This is a genomic window from Endozoicomonas sp. ALB032 (assembly GCF_049310125.1).
Taxonomy (GTDB): Bacteria; Pseudomonadota; Gammaproteobacteria; order Pseudomonadales; family Endozoicomonadaceae; genus Endozoicomonas_A.
The window spans coordinates 1,063,302-1,077,781 of record NZ_JBLYNW010000001.1; the positions used below are offsets into that span (position 1 = coordinate 1,063,302).

Annotated in this window: 23 protein-coding genes; 6 read left to right on the forward strand and 17 right to left on the reverse strand. The window is 48.3% G+C overall.

Annotated features, from left to right (window positions below; genetic code table 11):
- Positions 1-77: 77 nt before the first annotated feature.
- Entirely contained in the window at positions 78-1,130 is a 1,053-nt protein-coding gene (locus ACO6VG_RS03135) for an IS91 family transposase (RefSeq protein ID WP_422472697.1), read from the forward strand.
- A 192-nt stretch (positions 1,131-1,322) separates the two neighbouring features.
- Here the strand turns inward: ACO6VG_RS03135 and ACO6VG_RS03140 are convergent, their stop codons facing one another.
- The 6 genes from ACO6VG_RS03140 to tnpA form a co-directional block, all read right to left on the reverse strand.
- Complete coding sequence (locus tag ACO6VG_RS03140; protein ID WP_422472699.1) at positions 1,323-1,643, reverse strand: hypothetical protein; 321 nt, start codon at positions 1,641-1,643, stop codon at positions 1,323-1,325.
- Between the two features lie 78 nt (positions 1,644-1,721).
- Positions 1,722-1,994, reverse strand: coding sequence for a type II toxin-antitoxin system YafQ family toxin (locus tag ACO6VG_RS03145; protein WP_422472701.1), 273 nt, complete (start codon positions 1,992-1,994; stop codon positions 1,722-1,724).
- Positions 1,994-2,254 carry a type II toxin-antitoxin system RelB/DinJ family antitoxin gene (locus ACO6VG_RS03150; protein WP_422135541.1) on the reverse strand — a complete coding sequence of 87 codons (261 nt, stop codon included), beginning with the start codon at positions 2,252-2,254 and terminating at the stop codon, positions 1,994-1,996. Before ACO6VG_RS03150 ends, ACO6VG_RS03145 begins: the two co-directional genes overlap by 1 nt.
- A gap of 445 nt (positions 2,255-2,699) precedes the next feature.
- Positions 2,700-4,250 (reverse strand): IS66 family transposase, encoded by a 1,551-nt coding sequence (gene tnpC, locus ACO6VG_RS03155; protein WP_422472703.1) that lies wholly within the window; start codon positions 4,248-4,250, stop codon positions 2,700-2,702.
- Positions 4,251-4,255: 5 nt separating this feature from the next.
- Entirely contained in the window at positions 4,256-4,639 is a 384-nt protein-coding gene (gene tnpB, locus ACO6VG_RS03160; RefSeq protein ID WP_422452200.1) for an IS66 family insertion sequence element accessory protein TnpB, read from the reverse strand.
- 2 nt (positions 4,640-4,641) lie between these two features.
- Positions 4,642-4,950: an IS66 family insertion sequence element accessory protein TnpA gene (tnpA, locus tag ACO6VG_RS03165; protein ID WP_422452199.1), complete on the reverse strand. Its 309-nt coding sequence runs from the start codon at positions 4,948-4,950 to the stop codon at positions 4,642-4,644.
- A 145-nt stretch (positions 4,951-5,095) separates the two neighbouring features.
- Here tnpA and ACO6VG_RS03170 point away from each other — a divergent pair, with 145 nt between their 5' ends.
- Positions 5,096-5,596: a hypothetical protein gene (locus tag ACO6VG_RS03170; RefSeq protein ID WP_422472705.1), complete on the forward strand. Its 501-nt coding sequence runs from the start codon at positions 5,096-5,098 to the stop codon at positions 5,594-5,596.
- Positions 5,597-5,652: 56 nt separating this feature from the next.
- Here the strand turns inward: ACO6VG_RS03170 and ACO6VG_RS03175 are convergent, their stop codons facing one another.
- Positions 5,653-6,195, reverse strand: a complete 543-nt coding sequence (locus ACO6VG_RS03175; protein ID WP_422472707.1) for a flagellar protein FlhE — start codon at positions 6,193-6,195, stop codon at positions 5,653-5,655.
- A gap of 107 nt (positions 6,196-6,302) precedes the next feature.
- Between ACO6VG_RS03175 and ACO6VG_RS03180 the strand changes: the two genes are divergently transcribed.
- Entirely contained in the window at positions 6,303-6,794 is a 492-nt protein-coding gene (locus ACO6VG_RS03180) for a hypothetical protein (RefSeq protein ID WP_422472709.1), read from the forward strand.
- Between the two features lie 5 nt (positions 6,795-6,799).
- On the opposite strand, the gene ACO6VG_RS03185 is transcribed toward ACO6VG_RS03180, so the two are convergent.
- Both ACO6VG_RS03185 and ACO6VG_RS03190 read right to left on the reverse strand, forming a co-directional pair.
- Complete coding sequence (locus ACO6VG_RS03185) at positions 6,800-7,198, reverse strand: type II toxin-antitoxin system MqsA family antitoxin (RefSeq protein ID WP_422472711.1); 399 nt, start codon at positions 7,196-7,198, stop codon at positions 6,800-6,802.
- A 3-nt stretch (positions 7,199-7,201) separates the two neighbouring features.
- A complete protein-coding gene (locus ACO6VG_RS03190; protein WP_422135543.1) occupies positions 7,202-7,498 on the reverse strand; it encodes a type II toxin-antitoxin system MqsR family toxin in 297 nt (98 codons plus the stop codon).
- Between the two features lie 173 nt (positions 7,499-7,671).
- Between ACO6VG_RS03190 and ACO6VG_RS03195 the strand changes: the two genes are divergently transcribed.
- From ACO6VG_RS03195 to ACO6VG_RS03205, 3 genes are all read left to right on the forward strand, one after another.
- Entirely contained in the window at positions 7,672-7,917 is a 246-nt protein-coding gene (locus tag ACO6VG_RS03195) for a hypothetical protein (protein WP_422135544.1), read from the forward strand.
- Between the two features lie 25 nt (positions 7,918-7,942).
- Positions 7,943-8,077 (forward strand): hypothetical protein, encoded by a 135-nt coding sequence (locus ACO6VG_RS03200; RefSeq protein WP_422135545.1) that lies wholly within the window; start codon positions 7,943-7,945, stop codon positions 8,075-8,077.
- A 240-nt stretch (positions 8,078-8,317) separates the two neighbouring features.
- The gene (locus ACO6VG_RS03205) at positions 8,318-8,737 is read left to right on the forward strand and encodes a DUF4124 domain-containing protein (protein ID WP_422135546.1); all 420 of its coding nucleotides are present in this window, start codon (positions 8,318-8,320) and stop codon (positions 8,735-8,737) included.
- Between the two features lie 49 nt (positions 8,738-8,786).
- Here the strand turns inward: ACO6VG_RS03205 and ACO6VG_RS03210 are convergent, their stop codons facing one another.
- The 8 genes from ACO6VG_RS03210 to ACO6VG_RS03245 form a co-directional block, all read right to left on the reverse strand.
- The gene (locus ACO6VG_RS03210; RefSeq protein ID WP_422135547.1) at positions 8,787-9,008 is read right to left on the reverse strand and encodes a HupE/UreJ family protein; all 222 of its coding nucleotides are present in this window, start codon (positions 9,006-9,008) and stop codon (positions 8,787-8,789) included.
- Positions 9,009-9,059: 51 nt separating this feature from the next.
- Positions 9,060-9,725, reverse strand: a complete 666-nt coding sequence (gene ureG, locus ACO6VG_RS03215; RefSeq protein WP_422135548.1) for an urease accessory protein UreG — start codon at positions 9,723-9,725, stop codon at positions 9,060-9,062.
- 11 nt (positions 9,726-9,736) lie between these two features.
- The gene (locus ACO6VG_RS03220; RefSeq protein ID WP_422135549.1) at positions 9,737-10,405 is read right to left on the reverse strand and encodes an urease accessory protein UreF; all 669 of its coding nucleotides are present in this window, start codon (positions 10,403-10,405) and stop codon (positions 9,737-9,739) included.
- Positions 10,395-10,889, reverse strand: a complete 495-nt coding sequence (gene ureE / locus ACO6VG_RS03225; protein ID WP_422135550.1) for an urease accessory protein UreE — start codon at positions 10,887-10,889, stop codon at positions 10,395-10,397. Before ureE ends, ACO6VG_RS03220 begins: the two co-directional genes overlap by 11 nt.
- A gap of 52 nt (positions 10,890-10,941) precedes the next feature.
- Positions 10,942-12,648 (reverse strand): urease subunit alpha, encoded by a 1,707-nt coding sequence (gene ureC / locus ACO6VG_RS03230; RefSeq protein ID WP_422139067.1) that lies wholly within the window; start codon positions 12,646-12,648, stop codon positions 10,942-10,944.
- Positions 12,648-12,968, reverse strand: a complete 321-nt coding sequence (locus ACO6VG_RS03235; protein ID WP_422135552.1) for an urease subunit beta — start codon at positions 12,966-12,968, stop codon at positions 12,648-12,650. Before ACO6VG_RS03235 ends, ureC begins: the two co-directional genes overlap by 1 nt.
- Positions 12,969-12,981: 13 nt before the next feature.
- Positions 12,982-13,284, reverse strand: coding sequence for an urease subunit gamma (locus ACO6VG_RS03240; RefSeq protein ID WP_422135553.1), 303 nt, complete (start codon positions 13,282-13,284; stop codon positions 12,982-12,984).
- A 65-nt stretch (positions 13,285-13,349) separates the two neighbouring features.
- Entirely contained in the window at positions 13,350-14,282 is a 933-nt protein-coding gene (locus tag ACO6VG_RS03245; protein WP_422139068.1) for an urease accessory protein UreD, read from the reverse strand.
- Positions 14,283-14,480: the final 198 nt, after the last annotated feature.

Consider the following 14,480-nt stretch of genomic DNA (forward strand, 5'->3'; position numbering starts at 1 on the left):
GACAGAAACCGTGGAAATCAACAGCCACCGGATGATCAACCACCTGATGGACGACCTTGGGCTGGGGGAAAATAATCATGACCCTCGCTGTTATTGCCGATCACTACGGCCAGACCTTTTTGGAAAAGTACCGGCATAAACTACTGCCTGGCCACCAGAAAGCCCTTAAATCCATCCGAAGTTGCCGGACACCTGCTGCCGGAATGACACTGCTGGAATGCACTGCCTGCCAGCGCCGTGATCAACGTCCGATGTCCTGCGGTCACCGTAGCTGCAATCGCTGCCAGAATACCGATACCACTGAGTGGCTGGCAAGGCAGCGGCAAAAACTGCTCCCTGTTGAGTATTTCATGGTGACTTTTACTCTGCCTGCACAATTGCGGCAAATCGCATGGCAACACCAGCGTCAAGTCTATGACCTGTTGTTCAGGGAAGCAGCTGAAACCCTGAAAAGCTTTGGCTGCAACCACAAAAGTCTGGACGGGCAGCTCGGAATGACCGGCGTATTACATACCCACAGTCGTCGACTTGATTACCACCCTCATGTGCACTTTGTAGTTCCAGGTGGTGGTATTAATACCCGCCGTCGTGAATGGCGAAAGCTCAAGGGTAACTACCTGTTCAACAGTAACAACCTGGCCAGAGTCTTCCGGGGACGATTGTTGAAAGCTCTGAATGAAGCGGCTTTACTGACACCAACGCTTAAAAAATCGCTGCCCGAACTCTGGGTGGTGAATTGTCAGCACGTCGGAAAAGGCGAACCTGCGTTGAAATACTTGTCCAGATATCTCTACCGGGGCGTTATTGCTGACCGGCAGATTACAGGTCATGATGACGGACAAGTGACTTTCATCTATCGGAACAGTAAAACCGGTGCAAAAGAGCAGCGAACCATAAAAGGAGAAGACTTTCTCTGGCTGGTTTTACAGCATGTTCTGCCCAAAGGATTGAGACGAGTCCGTGACTACGGATTCCTGCACTGTCGGGCTAAACGCAGACTTAACCTGATTCAGCTGATCTTGCAAGTCATGCTGAAACCTCTGGAACCTATCATCCGACCAAAACACGCCTGCAGAACCTGTGGCTGCGATATGAAAGTCATAGCATTCCGGTTCACAGGTTTCACCTGACCGATAAAAAAGGGCTTAAATTCACTCAACAGGGGAGAGCCAGCACAATCTGAATACATATTTTTACGACAATGCTCAATTAATAGCTTGGGCAGGGACGCGCTCAGCTTAACAAAAGCCAAAACCAACCTGCATCAGCTATAAAGGCTGCCAGAGAAAAAGCTATTTCCCATAAACCATTCCGAGTGGCTGTCAAATCCGGGCTTGTTCAACAACCGGATAAGATTGCGGCTGCGCGCAATCTATCCTTATTCGTTCTATTTTTTCGTCGCTACGTTTAAAGCCTGCATAGGTGGCTTCAGTAAGCGCACCAATCGCAGCTTTAATTTCTGAGAGTTCACGGTCATGCTGTGCAAAGCGCAACCGATTTTCCTGCTGGTACTCTCGCATCTCCCGTCTTGTTGCCAGTATCTCTTGGTGTGTATCACCAGTGATCTCAATGAGACTACGAACTGCACTATCCAGTGAGTCAAAATGTGACTCAAGTTGCTCTATCCTAACTTCTAACGACATCGGAACTACTCTCGTTGTGAATGGAGTAACCAGCGTAGCAGAGACTGGCACAAAGACACCTAACATAGGGTTATGTTGCTACCTAAACAATTCAGAATGTGACCCCAGACGCTCAAAGAATATTTTATCTTCTACCACTGCATAGATTGATAACCAGTCTGGCTCTATGTGACATTCTCGATAGCCGCGATAGTTACCAGTCAGGGAATGGTCTTTGTATCTCGCTGCAAGTGGTCTATCTTCTATGAGCCGATCTGTGACTTTCTTTAATTTTGAGCAATCTTTACCCTGCTTCTTTGCTTTTTTAACGTCCCTTTTGAATTGATTCGTACTGACTGGCTTTAGCATCATTAAATATCCAAGTCATCGTACATTTCCTGAGCGTTTTCGTAGTGCGTTAAACCTACTCCTTTCTCTGTGTCGTCAAAGGCTTTAAGGGTTTCTTCATTAGGTATACGAACATCAAAAGGTAATCCATTGCACAAACCTACTTGCTTATAAAACAAGGTGATTGCATCTGTTGCGTTCAGCCCCAGTTTCCTGAATATCGCTTCTGCATGTTCCTTCACATCAGGCTCTATTCTGGCTCGGATCATTGCGCTTTTGCTCATTTTTAAGTACCCCATGCATCATATTGTTCTGTACAGTGTCATTGTAGATCATTTGGGGTACAGTGCAAACGCTTCCAATTCGTGGCTTCGCCACCCGACCGCCCTTCGGTCGGCGTCTGAAGCTGAGGGATATACTGCACACTCGGTATAATATCATTAACAACCGTACCACGAAGCATACTATCATGGCAGGGAAGCAACTCTCGGAGAAATCGCAAAGGCCGACCATAGCATACGCATGGCCAAAGCTTATACGACATTGCTAGCCCACCCTGACAGTGTCATACAGCAGCGAGGCCGTGACCTAAAGCTCTATGAAGAGATCCTGCGTGACGACCAGGTAAAATCCTGTTTCCAGCAAAGACGTTTGGCTGTCACACATTAATTATAAGCAGATCGAACTCTTCACTAAAAAGTAAGCGTTCAAGCAGGGTATAGACTCCCCCTACTTATCGAGATCGGATTTTAACGGATTGGCCCCGAATTTCTCTTTCCAGATTCGTGGGATTAGCTCCCGGATATCTCGAGCCGGATGGTAACTGATGCGCTGAAGCACATCGACGAAGTACTTGTATGGATCAATGCCTGCAAGAAGACAACTGACGATTAACGTCTGGAACACGGCAACATTGTCTGCTCCTTCTTCTGTCCAGCAAAAAAGCCAGTTTTTTCTCCCCATCGGGATACACCTGAGACTTCGCTCCAGGTGATTCGTATCAATGGCGACATCCGGATTATCCAGATAAAGCCGTAGCTCTTTTTCCCGTTTGTTCACGTAGCCAAGAGCCTTGCTCAATGGGTTGCTTTTCACCAGATTCAGGCGACGAAGTTGTTCTTCATGCCAGTTAAAGAACTGATCAACCAGTGGCTTGCCATTCTGTTGGCGGTATTCCCGCTTTGCTTCGCCTTGCAGCTCAGCTTTGCGGATTTCGTCTTCGACTTGATAGATCGCACCTATGCAGTCCAGCGCCTCTTTTGCGGCTTCTGGCTCGACCTCTTGTGACTTAACGAAGTATCTCCTGCTATGTGTCCAGCACTGGGCATGGATGATTTTGGGGTATTTCATGCACAGGCGGTCGTATTCCGAATAACCATCGGTCAGCAAGACCCCCTTATACTCTTTCAGATAAGGTTCTACGACCCTGCCAGAACGAGTGGTGGAGAAAGTAAAAGCTATCTCATTCTGGTCTCCGTAAAAACACCAGAAGTAGCCTCTTTGCATCTTGCCCTTGCTTTTACGGCCCGCTTTTCCGGGCGTTTCATCCAGAGTGAGGACACGACTTTCCAGACAGCTGTTGAGCACTTCGTCAGCGATGGGTTTGAGTAAGTGCCCGGCACGCTGCTCAAGATGTGTCAGGGTTCCACGGCTGATAGTAATACCACTGGACTCAAGTTTCTGATGCTGGCGGTAAAGCGGTGCGTGAAAGCGGTACTTCTCTACCAGCAGACCTGCGATAAAGCTGACATCGGCAAAGCTGCGATCAAATAATCCTGATGGTGCGGCTACCGTTGTTAGCGTCTGGCTGGGCTTATGGCGAACGACTTCGCGCTGATATTTCAGGATGACATAGCTGGCAGGGCGCTGCGCCAGCCGATAGGTGTACTTGTAGTCAATGATTTCGTACTGGTCTGCGTCTTCACCCTTCATTTCTGCAGCAGGCATCGGGATGAGTTCAACCGGTACATCTTCAGTAAAGCGCAGCCCCTGATCGGTCACACAGTCTTCAGGGCGATTCTTTTTCCGCCGTTCGTAAGTGATGGTTTCTGTGGGAGTTTCCTGCTCTTCAGGCTTGTCCTGAAGGATTTCTCCCAGCGCCAGCTGGTCCGGATTCTCAATCAGGCGCTTTTCGGATTTTTCACCAAATAGCTGATGTTTAAACCAGGCCAGCTGATGTTTAAGAGAAGCTATTTCCTGATCACGCTCCGACAGCAAGACCAGGATCTGCTGGAGCAGGTCCTGGTCAGTGGTGCCGGGGGTCGAAACAGGTAATTTCATGGCGGTTAAAGATAGACCTTTGACTCTCCTTTTGTGTAACGGGACGGTTGATGTTTGTAGCGTTTATATTGCTGAACGCAGCGGGTATCAATGCCTTCAAGGATGAGCTTCAGATCTGTCCACGCCATTGTTTGCTTGATGGATTTGCCTGCATGAGTATGAAACTGACCCTGTTCCAGTCGTTTGCTCCAGATACAGTATCCACTGCGATCAAAATACAGCACCTTGCACTGGGTTTGTTTGCGGTTGATGAAGACAAACAGCTGGCCGCTGAGTGGGTCTTCTTCAAGTTTGTTTCTCACCAGGGCAGACAGGCCGTCGTAGGATTTACGCATGTCGGTGGGCCGGTTGTAGAGCCAGATCCGAACCTGAGATTCTGGAAAAAACATGATCAGCGACGCATACGAAGAATAACACCACCGGGCAGCTCAAGTTCCAACTGCCAGTTTAAGCTGGCTGGAGGTTCAGTCAGCCCGTTTGGGACTTCAACCCATTCCGGGGCAGAAGCCTGAGCGATATCAAAGGAGTCAGTGTTGTCGTTATCCCTGAGTTTGCGCTTCCAGTTTGTGAATGTTGCCAGGCTTATGTTTTGAGTTTGGCAAAAAGCTTTCTGGCTCAAGCCACTGGCTATTTGCTGATCAATGATCTGTTGCCACTGCTCAGGGTTGAGACGGGTAAAGGGTTTTGTCAGTTGCTTCACGTTAGGTATCTCCTGCGTTGTTTGCAGGGGAAAGGCTGGCAGTCAGGTTGTGATTTTTGAAGACGTCCTCAAATGAGCGGTTACACTAAAAAAAAAGAAGACCTGTGCGATAGAACTAATATCTGCATATTTAGAGGTTACCTTCATGGAAATTGGTTCAATCTCAACAAACCGATACAATACAGCAGCTACAGGTGTTGCAAAAAACCCTCTTTCAGCATCTCAGACTCCTTCAGGTAATAAAGAAGTTCAAGTTCAGATCAGTCAGCAAGCAAGGGATTTGAGCAAGATCAGTACAAAACAGGCATACACATTAAATCCTAAAGAGATCGAGTATTATAAAAACAACCCAAGAGAAGCTGCTTTTGACGCAAAACAATTTGCCTATGGTATTAATTTTCTCCTTGTTCCAGCACCAACCAGCCCAAGAATCGCTGACCATAAGTACCTTGATGGAACACCGGTCACTGACACTAGCTACAGACCAAAATTCGAAGCTGAGGCTGATTTGTTCAGGCAACAGAGAATAGAATTGTATGAAAAAGAAAAGGCTGAAGGCACCTCATCTATTGAGATCATGGAAAAAATATTCGAACTGTATGCTAACCTGCCAGAGAGCTTCAAACTGAAGATAGGGTATATTTGAGATGGATCGTTAAAAGGTGAGAATGCTGGTTCTCACCTCATAAAATAAATCCGGAATCAGTTGTTACTTGTCCAGTTCACGATAATGTTATTTGTCATACCAAAAGGTACTGGCGAAATGTTACCGCTACCAGGCACACCGAAAGCAAAATAGTACTCTGCGTTTGCAGAACGTCCCCGGAAAGCCTCACTACCAGCTGATTGATAGCCAGATACGTTTAAACAACCACCGATAGTATCGCAGAGATATACAATCAGCCCTGCCGGTTTATTGGCAATATTCCAGTTCCACTGAACAAGAGTCACTGTGGCATTGGTTGAAATGGATGTTGTAGATCCCATCAAAGAGGAAATATAGTACTGCCCTCTGAGATACATAATCGGTCCAGTCACAGAGTCAGCCCATGCTCCAGTAATAGTGGAGGCATTAAAAGGCTGTGCCATCAGACCAAGCGCAGGTGCAGCATTGGCATCACCAAGCAATTCAAACTTATGCTTTTTCATTGGGATGGATTCTGAAGCATTAGAAGTAATGGAGAACGTCAGAGAAGAAAAAATCAGAGTCAACAAAGCAAAAGAGTTGCGATTAAGCAGTTTCACTGGTCTCATTCCCTTGAGATTTTAGGTAGGAATAAAAAAGGTAACGGAACTTTGACTGATTAAGTGAAGTCCCAGCAAAGAAGCTCCTACTACCAGAGGAGCTTTTTATGGCCACAGAGATTTATGACTTTTTTGAACTCACGACTTCTTTTGACCTCAAACCTAAAGGTGCTATCCGCCACTTCCAAAGCAAAGGATTAACCACCAGCTTCAGCTGGATGGACATGATCAGCGAAGAGTATATCACTGAAGTATATGGTCACGGCTGGAAGAAGAAAGAAAGCAGTCCTCTGCCGCCTACAGGCAAAGGCTCATCAGAGCTACCTCCGGAGTTTTCGGAGATTAGTACCCTGACTCAGAAACGTGCAGCAAACCGGGCTGACATGCAGGCCATTGTGGATGCGGCTGAATATTTGGGAAGCCACTATAAGGAGATCTATGGCAAGCGTGTGGAGCAGTTGCAGCAATATATGGAGGAGACCGGGGTTACTGAAACTTTCAAACAGAAGATCACTGAGATGATGACTGATCTGCCTGCTGAGCAGGCGGTAGAGAGTGAGAAATGCTTCGTTTTTTGGGCGGTTGATGGGTCTGAGTAAGTATTTCAGCTACGAATTTCAGACAAAAGCTCTGGATGATTGTTCAGCAATCTGAACAGTTTTACCAGTGAAAGTGGTGGTTTGGTTTTGCCATTTTCGTATCGGGAAAATGCGTTAACCCCCCCACCAAAAATCTCTCCGGCCTCTTTCTGGTCAAGAGTCAGCTTTTTACGGACATTCGCAATAAAGCCCGGGTCGACTATGGAAGCGTTTACCTGTTTATTAAACGCAACCATGGCCGCACTAACCCGCTCTGATTCTCTGGCGTCAAGAACGACCTCTCCACAAGCCGGACAATAACCTCCGGTAACCTCCGGGATAGAAGTACTTTCACCTTTGTAACTGTGAGGCAAATCACGAGTGTCATGCACCAGATCGGCCCCAGAACATATTGGACATTTCATCGTCTATAGCTCCTTAAAGGACACGACGAGTACATCATCAGTAACTGTCAGTTTCAGATAAACCTCATCGGCTGGTATGATGGGTTTGTAAACATCTTGCCAGACCCGATGATCCCCATAAGTTGTCATGCTTTTATAGAAATCCCGAGGGTTCAGGGTTAACACCACATCAATGATACCACTGGAATCAAGCCCCAGACCTGCGGCTCCAGAGAGAGCGCTCCCGGTAAAACGTACTTTAGTCGGCTCAATTAACGATTTAACGACAGGGAGCTTACAGTGAGGCGTTCTCTTTTCCATAGCTTAAAAATAACCTATTAGGTTAATTTTAACAAGTTTGACTGCCAAAAGTTCAAGGGTAGATCAACCGATCCGAAAGCTTTACCGTCTCAAACAGGAATATTCCTCGGAATATTACTGACAGATCAAGAAAAGCCCCAGCAAAGAAGCTCCTACTACCAGAGGAGCTTTTTATGGCCACAGAGATTTATAACTTTTTTGAACTCACGACTTCTTTTGACCTAAAGTCCAAAGATACAACTCGTTCCCATGCTCTGAGGGTGTCGAAAAACTCTCTCCAGCGTGGGAACAAGTTGACTCCCGTCATTCCCGGCTTCATCCTCGTCATTCCCGGCTTCATTCTCGTCATTCCCGCGAAGGCGGGAATCCACACTGACTCACCACCAGAACCCCACTGCCCGGTGCCCCCCTGGCCTTGATCCCCGAGAAGGCAGAGATCCACAGTTGGCCCTGGATTCCCGCCTTCGCGGGAATGACGACCTCAGAGCATGGAAACGGGCTGTTGGAGTTTTGCGACACGCTCTGGAGCGTGAGAACCAGAGCTTTGCGACAGCCTCTAAAGGCTTGGAGCTATTTTGAGGGTTTTCAGGGTATATCAGAGGGGGTATTTATAGAAATACAGTTTTACTTAATAAAAACAATTCAAATAAATCAACAAGTTAAAGCTTTTTCAATATTCTGCCAGAAATTGCTTACATTTAGAGTAATGACTGCAAACAATCATGAGCCAGAAAAACAGCTTTAGCTCACTATCATCAGGCTAAAAGCCGGGCTCGGTGATGTTTCCAATAATAAATCAAACACTTAAGGATAATCAGCATGAAAGCAATACAAGCCCTGGTTTTGCTGCTTCTGACGGCTTGCCTCAGCCTACCCGTTCAGGCAGAAAAAATTTACAAGTGGATTGATGAAAAGGGCACAGCTCACTACTCCTCCAGACCGCCACTGGTTAATGTTGATACCGAGATCATTTCAACGGTGAACGAGCATAAAGAAGAGCCTGAAGACCCGCCCCCTTCCGTTGAATCTGAGTCCACCCCGAAGAATCCTTCTGAAACCCGTCAAAACCCAGAAGTTCTGGCTTACTGTAATACTCTTTCAGCCAACCTCGAGACACTCGACAGTGATGATCAGGTACGTCTGGACAAAGCCGATGGCAGTTTTGAAATACTGAATGACGAAGACCGGGAAAGGGAGAAGGAGAGAATTCATCAGCAAATGAAACAGTTCTGTTTCTGAGCAGGGCCACAATAACCACCGGGCAGGCTTAACTGCCCGGCTTCGTTGATTAACTCTGACGTTTTTTAGCTGTAATCTTTTTATAGATACGGTAGGAAAAACACGCCAGGGCACCGGTGACGCCGATAAAGACCATATGATCGGGCTCAGTTAGAAAGTGCATCAGCAATGAGAAAACACTTCCCTCTGAATGGTCTCCCGGATGAGCAAACGCCTGAGAAGAGACCAACACGGCGGCAGTGGCTATAGAAACAGCTCTCAGTTTTTTCATATCGTACTACTCCTGTCTATTTTTATTACCGCAAACGGTGAATATGCGACATTATACGCTCACGGCAGTGGGTTCGTGATCCTGTTTTTCAGGCATTTTCGCTTCCAACATGCCTTTGTCAACGATAAAGTCGATCACTTCACGGACACCCTGCTCCGCTTTCAGGTTGGTGAACAGGAAAGGACGATCTCCGCGCATCTTTTTTGCATCCCTGTCCATGACTTCCAGAGAGGCTCCAACGATAGGTGCAAGATCGGTTTTATTGATGATCAACAGATCAGAACGGGTAATACCCGGCCCTCCCTTACGAGGAATCTTGTCTCCTGCGGAAACATCAATGACGTAGATGGTCAGGTCGGACAGCTCAGGGCTGAAGGTTGCACTGAGGTTATCGCCACCGGATTCCACCAGAACCATTTCCAGTCCCGGATGTCTCTGACAAAGCTCATCCACTGCTGCCAGATTCATGGATGCATCTTCACGAATAGCCGTATGAGGGCATCCACCGGTTTCAACGCCAATGATGCGATCTTCTTCCAACGCCTCATGACGAATCAGAAACTGCGCGTCTTCTTTCGTATAAATATCATTAGTCACCACTGCCAGATTATAATGCTGGCGCATGGATGCACAGAGTTTGGTAAGCAGTGCTGTTTTACCGGACCCCACAGGACCACCGACACCAACGCGGAGGGTTTGAGTCTGCTTGCTAGTCATATTTCTTCTTCCTAGGATCTGAACAATCTTGAATACTGGTGCTCATGCCAGCTGCTGGCCATGGCGAAATGCACCAGGTTATTCCCCAATTCGTGATCATGAATCGTCTTGGCGCTCTCGATCACAGGGCCAATTTCACTGGCCAGATGGTGCAAAATTTTCTGGGCATCGGTCTGTCCCAGGGGTACCGCCTTGGTTGCTGCTGTCACCTGGTTTTCGCACCATGACCAAAGCAGCCCGATAGCGGCAATGTCTTTCTCCATACCGTGACATAAACTCGATAAAGCAAACATAGCTGCCTGGGAGGGTATCTCCAGCCAGTCCGCTCTGGATTCTTCCGGGAATAAAGACTTCAGCCAGGTTTTGAATGCCCTGCCCACCTGACAGTCTTCATCATAAAGCTCTCGAGTTTCTCGAAAGGCGAGCAATTGACGGTTCCAGTGCTCAACTGATGGCCTGTCGTCAGACCGGAAAGCGTCGTAAAGTCGAAAGAATACCGGAACATCAAGACGACCCATTCCCTGCCCGAGCAACTGAGAGACCCAATGGCAGGTGGACTCACGATCAAAACACCATTGCCGATCAATAGCGGTTTCCAGACCCTGAGAGTAAGCAAAAGCCCCAACAGGCAGGGCTGGACTGGATAAATGCAAAAGGCCAAGTAATGCCTCAGTATTCATGGTTTTCTACCGGCTCATGGCTGTGCTCACCAGAGTGATGATGATGGTGATGACTATGCCCCCTGGCGTAAGCACCGCTTTCGGGCTCAAAAGGAGCTTCCGTGTGATCTACCGTCAGCCCCAGTAACATCACCATTTCATCCAGAACGTGATCTTTCTGGAATCGAAGCCAGTTATTACCTATCTGTAACGGAACATGGCGATTGCCAAGGTGATAGCAGGCTTTGGCAAACGTCAGGGCATTCTCACAACTGGCGGTTGTGACCTCTTCATCGCTGGCTCGAATCAATACGACTTCACCGCTGTCTGCCTGAAGCAGGGTGCCGTCTCTTAAAACATCGCCGCGCTCGATGAATATTCCCGCTGCTCTTCCTCCCTGGGTGGTCGCTTTTAAACGACCTCTCTTGCGCTCATCAAATGGCAGCAATAGCTCATCATTGTGCTGAACATCAGTTTCCTGCAGGCGCCTGGTTAACTTCAGCATTTCTTATTTTCCTTTGCTTGATTGGCTTTGGGCTATTTATTGTAAAAAATGATTAAAAAAGAAAGTAGCGCTGTGCCAGAGGTACGACTTTGGCCGGTTCACAGACCAGCAGCTCGCCATCGGCACGCACTTCATAGGTCTCTGGATTCACTTCCATATGGGGCTGCCAGGTGTTCAGCAACATATCTTTCTTGCGAATCGTTCGGGTATTTTTTACCGCAGAAACGACTTTATTCAATCCTAGTTTACGGCCAATGTCGTTTTCAAAAGCGGCCTGCGAAACAAACGAAAGAGAGGTAGCAGAAACGGTTTTACCCAGAGCCCCAAACATGGGTCGGTAATGAACCGGTTGTGGTGTCGGGATAGACGCATTGGGATCACCCATAGGTGCCATGGCAATCGCTCCACCCTTTAATACCAGAGAAGGTTTAGTGCCAAAGAATGCCGGTTTCCAAAGCACCAGGTCAGCCAGCTTACCCGGCTCGACAGAGCCCACTTCATGAGAAATACCATGGGTTATTGCCGGATTCATGGTGTATTTCGCCACATAACGGCGTGCCCTGAAGTTATCCACACCCGCCGATGAGTCTTCAGGCAATAATCCCCGTTGAACTTTCATTTTATGAGCCGTCTGCCAGGTACGACAAACCACTTCACCGACCCGCCCCATGGCCTGGGAGTCCGAAGCAATCATCGAGAAAGCGCCCAGGTCATGTAGAATATCTTCTGCTGCAATGGTTTCTCGACGAATGCGGGAGTCGGCAAAAGCCACATCTTCAGGAATGTTCGGATCGAGATGGTGACAAACCATCAGCATATCCAGATGCTCATCAACCGTGTTGATGGTGTATGGACGTGTCGGGTTGGTAGACGACGGAAGCACAAAGTCTTCACCACAGGCCTTGATAATATCGGGAGCATGTCCGCCTCCGGCACCCTCGGTATGATAGGTGTGGATAACTCTGCCCTTGAATGCGGCAATAGTATCTTCAACAAAGCCGGATTCATTTAGGGTGTCGGTGTGAATAGCTACCTGAATGTCGTATTTCTCTGCCACTCCAAGGCAACAGTCAATAGAGGCTGGAGTGGTCCCCCAGTCTTCATGAAGCTTGAGCCCCATGGCTCCCGCCAGAACCTGCTCTTCCAGTGCTGCGGGTATGCTGGCGTTGCCTTTGCCAAGAAAACCGATATTCATAGGTAAACTGTCCACAGCCTGCAGCATGGAACTCATATGCCACTCACCGGGTGTACAGGTTGTCGCATTGCTCCCTGTAGCAGGTCCGGTGCCGCCACCGAGCATGGTGGTGACCCCGGAAGCCAGGGCTTCTTCTATCTGTTGGGGGCAGATGAAGTGGATATGGGCATCAATCCCCCCCGCAGTGACAACCTGACCTTCGCCAGCAATCACTTCGGTGCCGGGACCAATAATGATGTCGACTCCGGCCTGCACGTCGGGGTTGCCGGCCTTGCCTATCTTTTCTATCCGGCCGTTTTTAATGCCAATATCCGCTTTTACGATGCCCCAGTGATCCAGAATCAGAGCATTGGTAATGACCGTATCCACAACATCAGCCCCTGTTCTCTGACTCTGGCCCATACCGTCACGAATAACCTTGCCGCCTCCAAACTTCACTTCGTCGCCATAAACGGTAAAGTCTTTCTCCGGACTGATGAACAGATCCGTGTCACCAAGACGTACTTTGTCGCCTACAGTCGGACCAAACATGTCCACATAGGTTTGACGTTCCATTCTGGCCATTATTTATCTCCCTGCTCAAGCTCACCCATGACATCACCACGGAAACCATAGATTTTGCCTTCTCCGGCAAAACGCACCAATTCAACCTGTCGATCCTGACCAGGCTCAAAACGGACAGCGGTTCCTGCCGGGATATTCAACCGGAAACCGAGAGTGGATTCCCGATCAAAAGCCAGTGCCGGGTTCACTTCATAGAAATGATAATGAGAACCAACCTGTACTGGCCTGTCGCCAGTATTGGCCACGGAGACAACGCAGGTCTCACGCCCTTTATTAATGTCGATTGCCTCTTCGCAGGCAATGACCTCTCCTGGAATCATAAAACCTCCTGCTCTACGCAATGGGATTGTGAACCGTCACCAGTTTGGTGCCGTCCGGAAAGGTGGCTTCTACCTGAACTTCATGAATCATCTCGGGAATGCCTTCCATGACATGGTCACGGGTGAGGATTTCACGCCCTTCATTCATCAGCTGAGCAACTGTCTTGCCGTCTCTGGCGCCCTCCATTATGTGCATCGAAATCAGCGCAATGGACTCCGGGTAATTCAGCTTTACTCCCCTGCCAAGGCGACGTTCAGCAACCAGTGCCGCTGTGTATAACAGCAATTTGTCTTTTTCTCTGGGGGTCAGCTCCATGAGAGCCCTCCAATTTATCCTTGTGGTCTTTTAATGCGCTATTGGTAGGTTATAGGCATCAACAATCAGGTATTCCAGATTCTGGGCTTACAACCTTTCCGGCCATTCAATTGGCCACGGAGCTCATTCCAAAGCCAGGTAAACAGTGTTCTGGCCTGTTCAGGTGAGCTGCCCAGATAGCGAGCAATAAAAACCCCGTTTCGCCAGGTAATGGCTGTACATTTAGAGCCTCCGCAGGCTTCCAGCCTTTCATGCAGATGATCACAACCGGGGTCTTGTTCAAAGGTCATGAGCAGTGTACCGAATACATGCTGGCCATTAAGACCAAGAACGGACTGAGCAAGAGGTGAGCCCGCTGCCAGCTCCAGCCTTTCTCGATAAAGTGGCTGATCGTTACGAGTGAGGTGAAGATTCTGGATCACCCTGCCCTGCTCAAAGGCTTCGCCACTGGCTTTACGACCAAGACAAACGATATCCCAGCCTGCGTAGCAGCCATTGCCGTCCAACTCAATGGATGTATTCAGTTCCGCTTCTGCACCATTGAAAATAATAGTTTCCTGAGGCAACCATTCAAGACAGGCATTGTCTTGAACGACCATGGACGTCAGCTGTTTCTGAAGACGGCCATTACCATTAAAGTAGACTTTCCCTGCAGCAGGAGTAGTCACCAGTCCGGATGCACCAGAGTGGGCTTCAAAACTCTGAATCAGCTCATCACCGGCCACCAACCCTCCTGGCGGGTGAAGAATATAGAGATGCGCCAGGTCTTTACCTTCTGGCCAGAACGGACGTTGAATCCGCAGGGGACCATAATGGCGCGTGCGGCCCATGCGGGTATGGCCGTCCATGTATTTCAGCTCCACAGCAATTCCGGCACGCCAGCCGCTGTCTCCGGACGCAACGTCACCCTGATTGGAATCAGTATCCGGGTTGGATCGCGGGATAGAGTGTCGATTGAATGCCAGCCCCATACTTCTGCCCTTACTGTTAAAGGTCATCTCTGGCCTGCAAAAGATGTTCCATTTTATTTTTATACGACTGCTGACATTCTTGACCATAAAGTCAGCTTAAATAGCACCAAAAAAATACATAGGCACCATATTGGTGATCGAGGATGTTCTGAAATAAGGCATCTACTGTCAAGACGATATTAAGAAATTAACTCTAACTCAACTGTTAGAAGTGAGAGCTTTTCC

What these genes read in the sequence shown, in the direction of transcription:
- ACO6VG_RS03140 (WP_422472699.1), bottom strand. Translation starts at nt 1,643, where the DNA reads ATGTCGTTAGAAGTTAGGATAGAGCAACTTGAGTCACATTTTGACTCA.
- ACO6VG_RS03150 (WP_422135541.1), bottom strand. Translation starts at nt 2,254, where the DNA reads ATGAGCAAAAGCGCAATGATCCGAGCCAGAATAGAGCCTGATGTGAAG.
- ACO6VG_RS03135 (WP_422472697.1), top strand. Translation starts at nt 78, where the DNA reads ATGACCCTCGCTGTTATTGCCGATCACTACGGCCAGACCTTTTTGGAA.
- ACO6VG_RS03185 (WP_422472711.1), bottom strand. Translation starts at nt 7,198, where the DNA reads ATGAAATGTCCAATATGTTCTGGGGCCGATCTGGTGCATGACACTCGT.
- ACO6VG_RS03190 (WP_422135543.1), bottom strand. Translation starts at nt 7,498, where the DNA reads ATGGAAAAGAGAACGCCTCACTGTAAGCTCCCTGTCGTTAAATCGTTA.
- ACO6VG_RS03205 (WP_422135546.1), top strand. Translation starts at nt 8,318, where the DNA reads ATGAAAGCAATACAAGCCCTGGTTTTGCTGCTTCTGACGGCTTGCCTC.
- ACO6VG_RS03180 (WP_422472709.1), top strand. Translation starts at nt 6,303, where the DNA reads ATGGCCACAGAGATTTATGACTTTTTTGAACTCACGACTTCTTTTGAC.
- ACO6VG_RS03210 (WP_422135547.1), bottom strand. Translation starts at nt 9,008, where the DNA reads ATGAAAAAACTGAGAGCTGTTTCTATAGCCACTGCCGCCGTGTTGGTC.
- ACO6VG_RS03245 (WP_422139068.1), bottom strand. Translation starts at nt 14,282, where the DNA reads ATGACCTTTAACAGTAAGGGCAGAAGTATGGGGCTGGCATTCAATCGA.
- ACO6VG_RS03220 (WP_422135549.1), bottom strand. Translation starts at nt 10,405, where the DNA reads ATGAATACTGAGGCATTACTTGGCCTTTTGCATTTATCCAGTCCAGCC.
- ACO6VG_RS03170 (WP_422472705.1), top strand. Translation starts at nt 5,096, where the DNA reads ATGGAAATTGGTTCAATCTCAACAAACCGATACAATACAGCAGCTACA.
- ureE (WP_422135550.1), bottom strand. Translation starts at nt 10,889, where the DNA reads ATGCTGAAGTTAACCAGGCGCCTGCAGGAAACTGATGTTCAGCACAAT.
- ACO6VG_RS03240 (WP_422135553.1), bottom strand. Translation starts at nt 13,284, where the DNA reads ATGGAGCTGACCCCCAGAGAAAAAGACAAATTGCTGTTATACACAGCG.
- ACO6VG_RS03195 (WP_422135544.1), top strand. Translation starts at nt 7,672, where the DNA reads ATGGCCACAGAGATTTATAACTTTTTTGAACTCACGACTTCTTTTGAC.
- ureG (WP_422135548.1), bottom strand. Translation starts at nt 9,725, where the DNA reads ATGACTAGCAAGCAGACTCAAACCCTCCGCGTTGGTGTCGGTGGTCCT.
- ureC (WP_422139067.1), bottom strand. Translation starts at nt 12,648, where the DNA reads ATGGCCAGAATGGAACGTCAAACCTATGTGGACATGTTTGGTCCGACT.
- ACO6VG_RS03235 (WP_422135552.1), bottom strand. Translation starts at nt 12,968, where the DNA reads ATGATTCCAGGAGAGGTCATTGCCTGCGAAGAGGCAATCGACATTAAT.
- tnpB (WP_422452200.1), bottom strand. Translation starts at nt 4,639, where the DNA reads ATGTTTTTTCCAGAATCTCAGGTTCGGATCTGGCTCTACAACCGGCCC.
- ACO6VG_RS03145 (WP_422472701.1), bottom strand. Translation starts at nt 1,994, where the DNA reads ATGATGCTAAAGCCAGTCAGTACGAATCAATTCAAAAGGGACGTTAAA.
- tnpC (WP_422472703.1), bottom strand. Translation starts at nt 4,250, where the DNA reads ATGAAATTACCTGTTTCGACCCCCGGCACCACTGACCAGGACCTGCTC.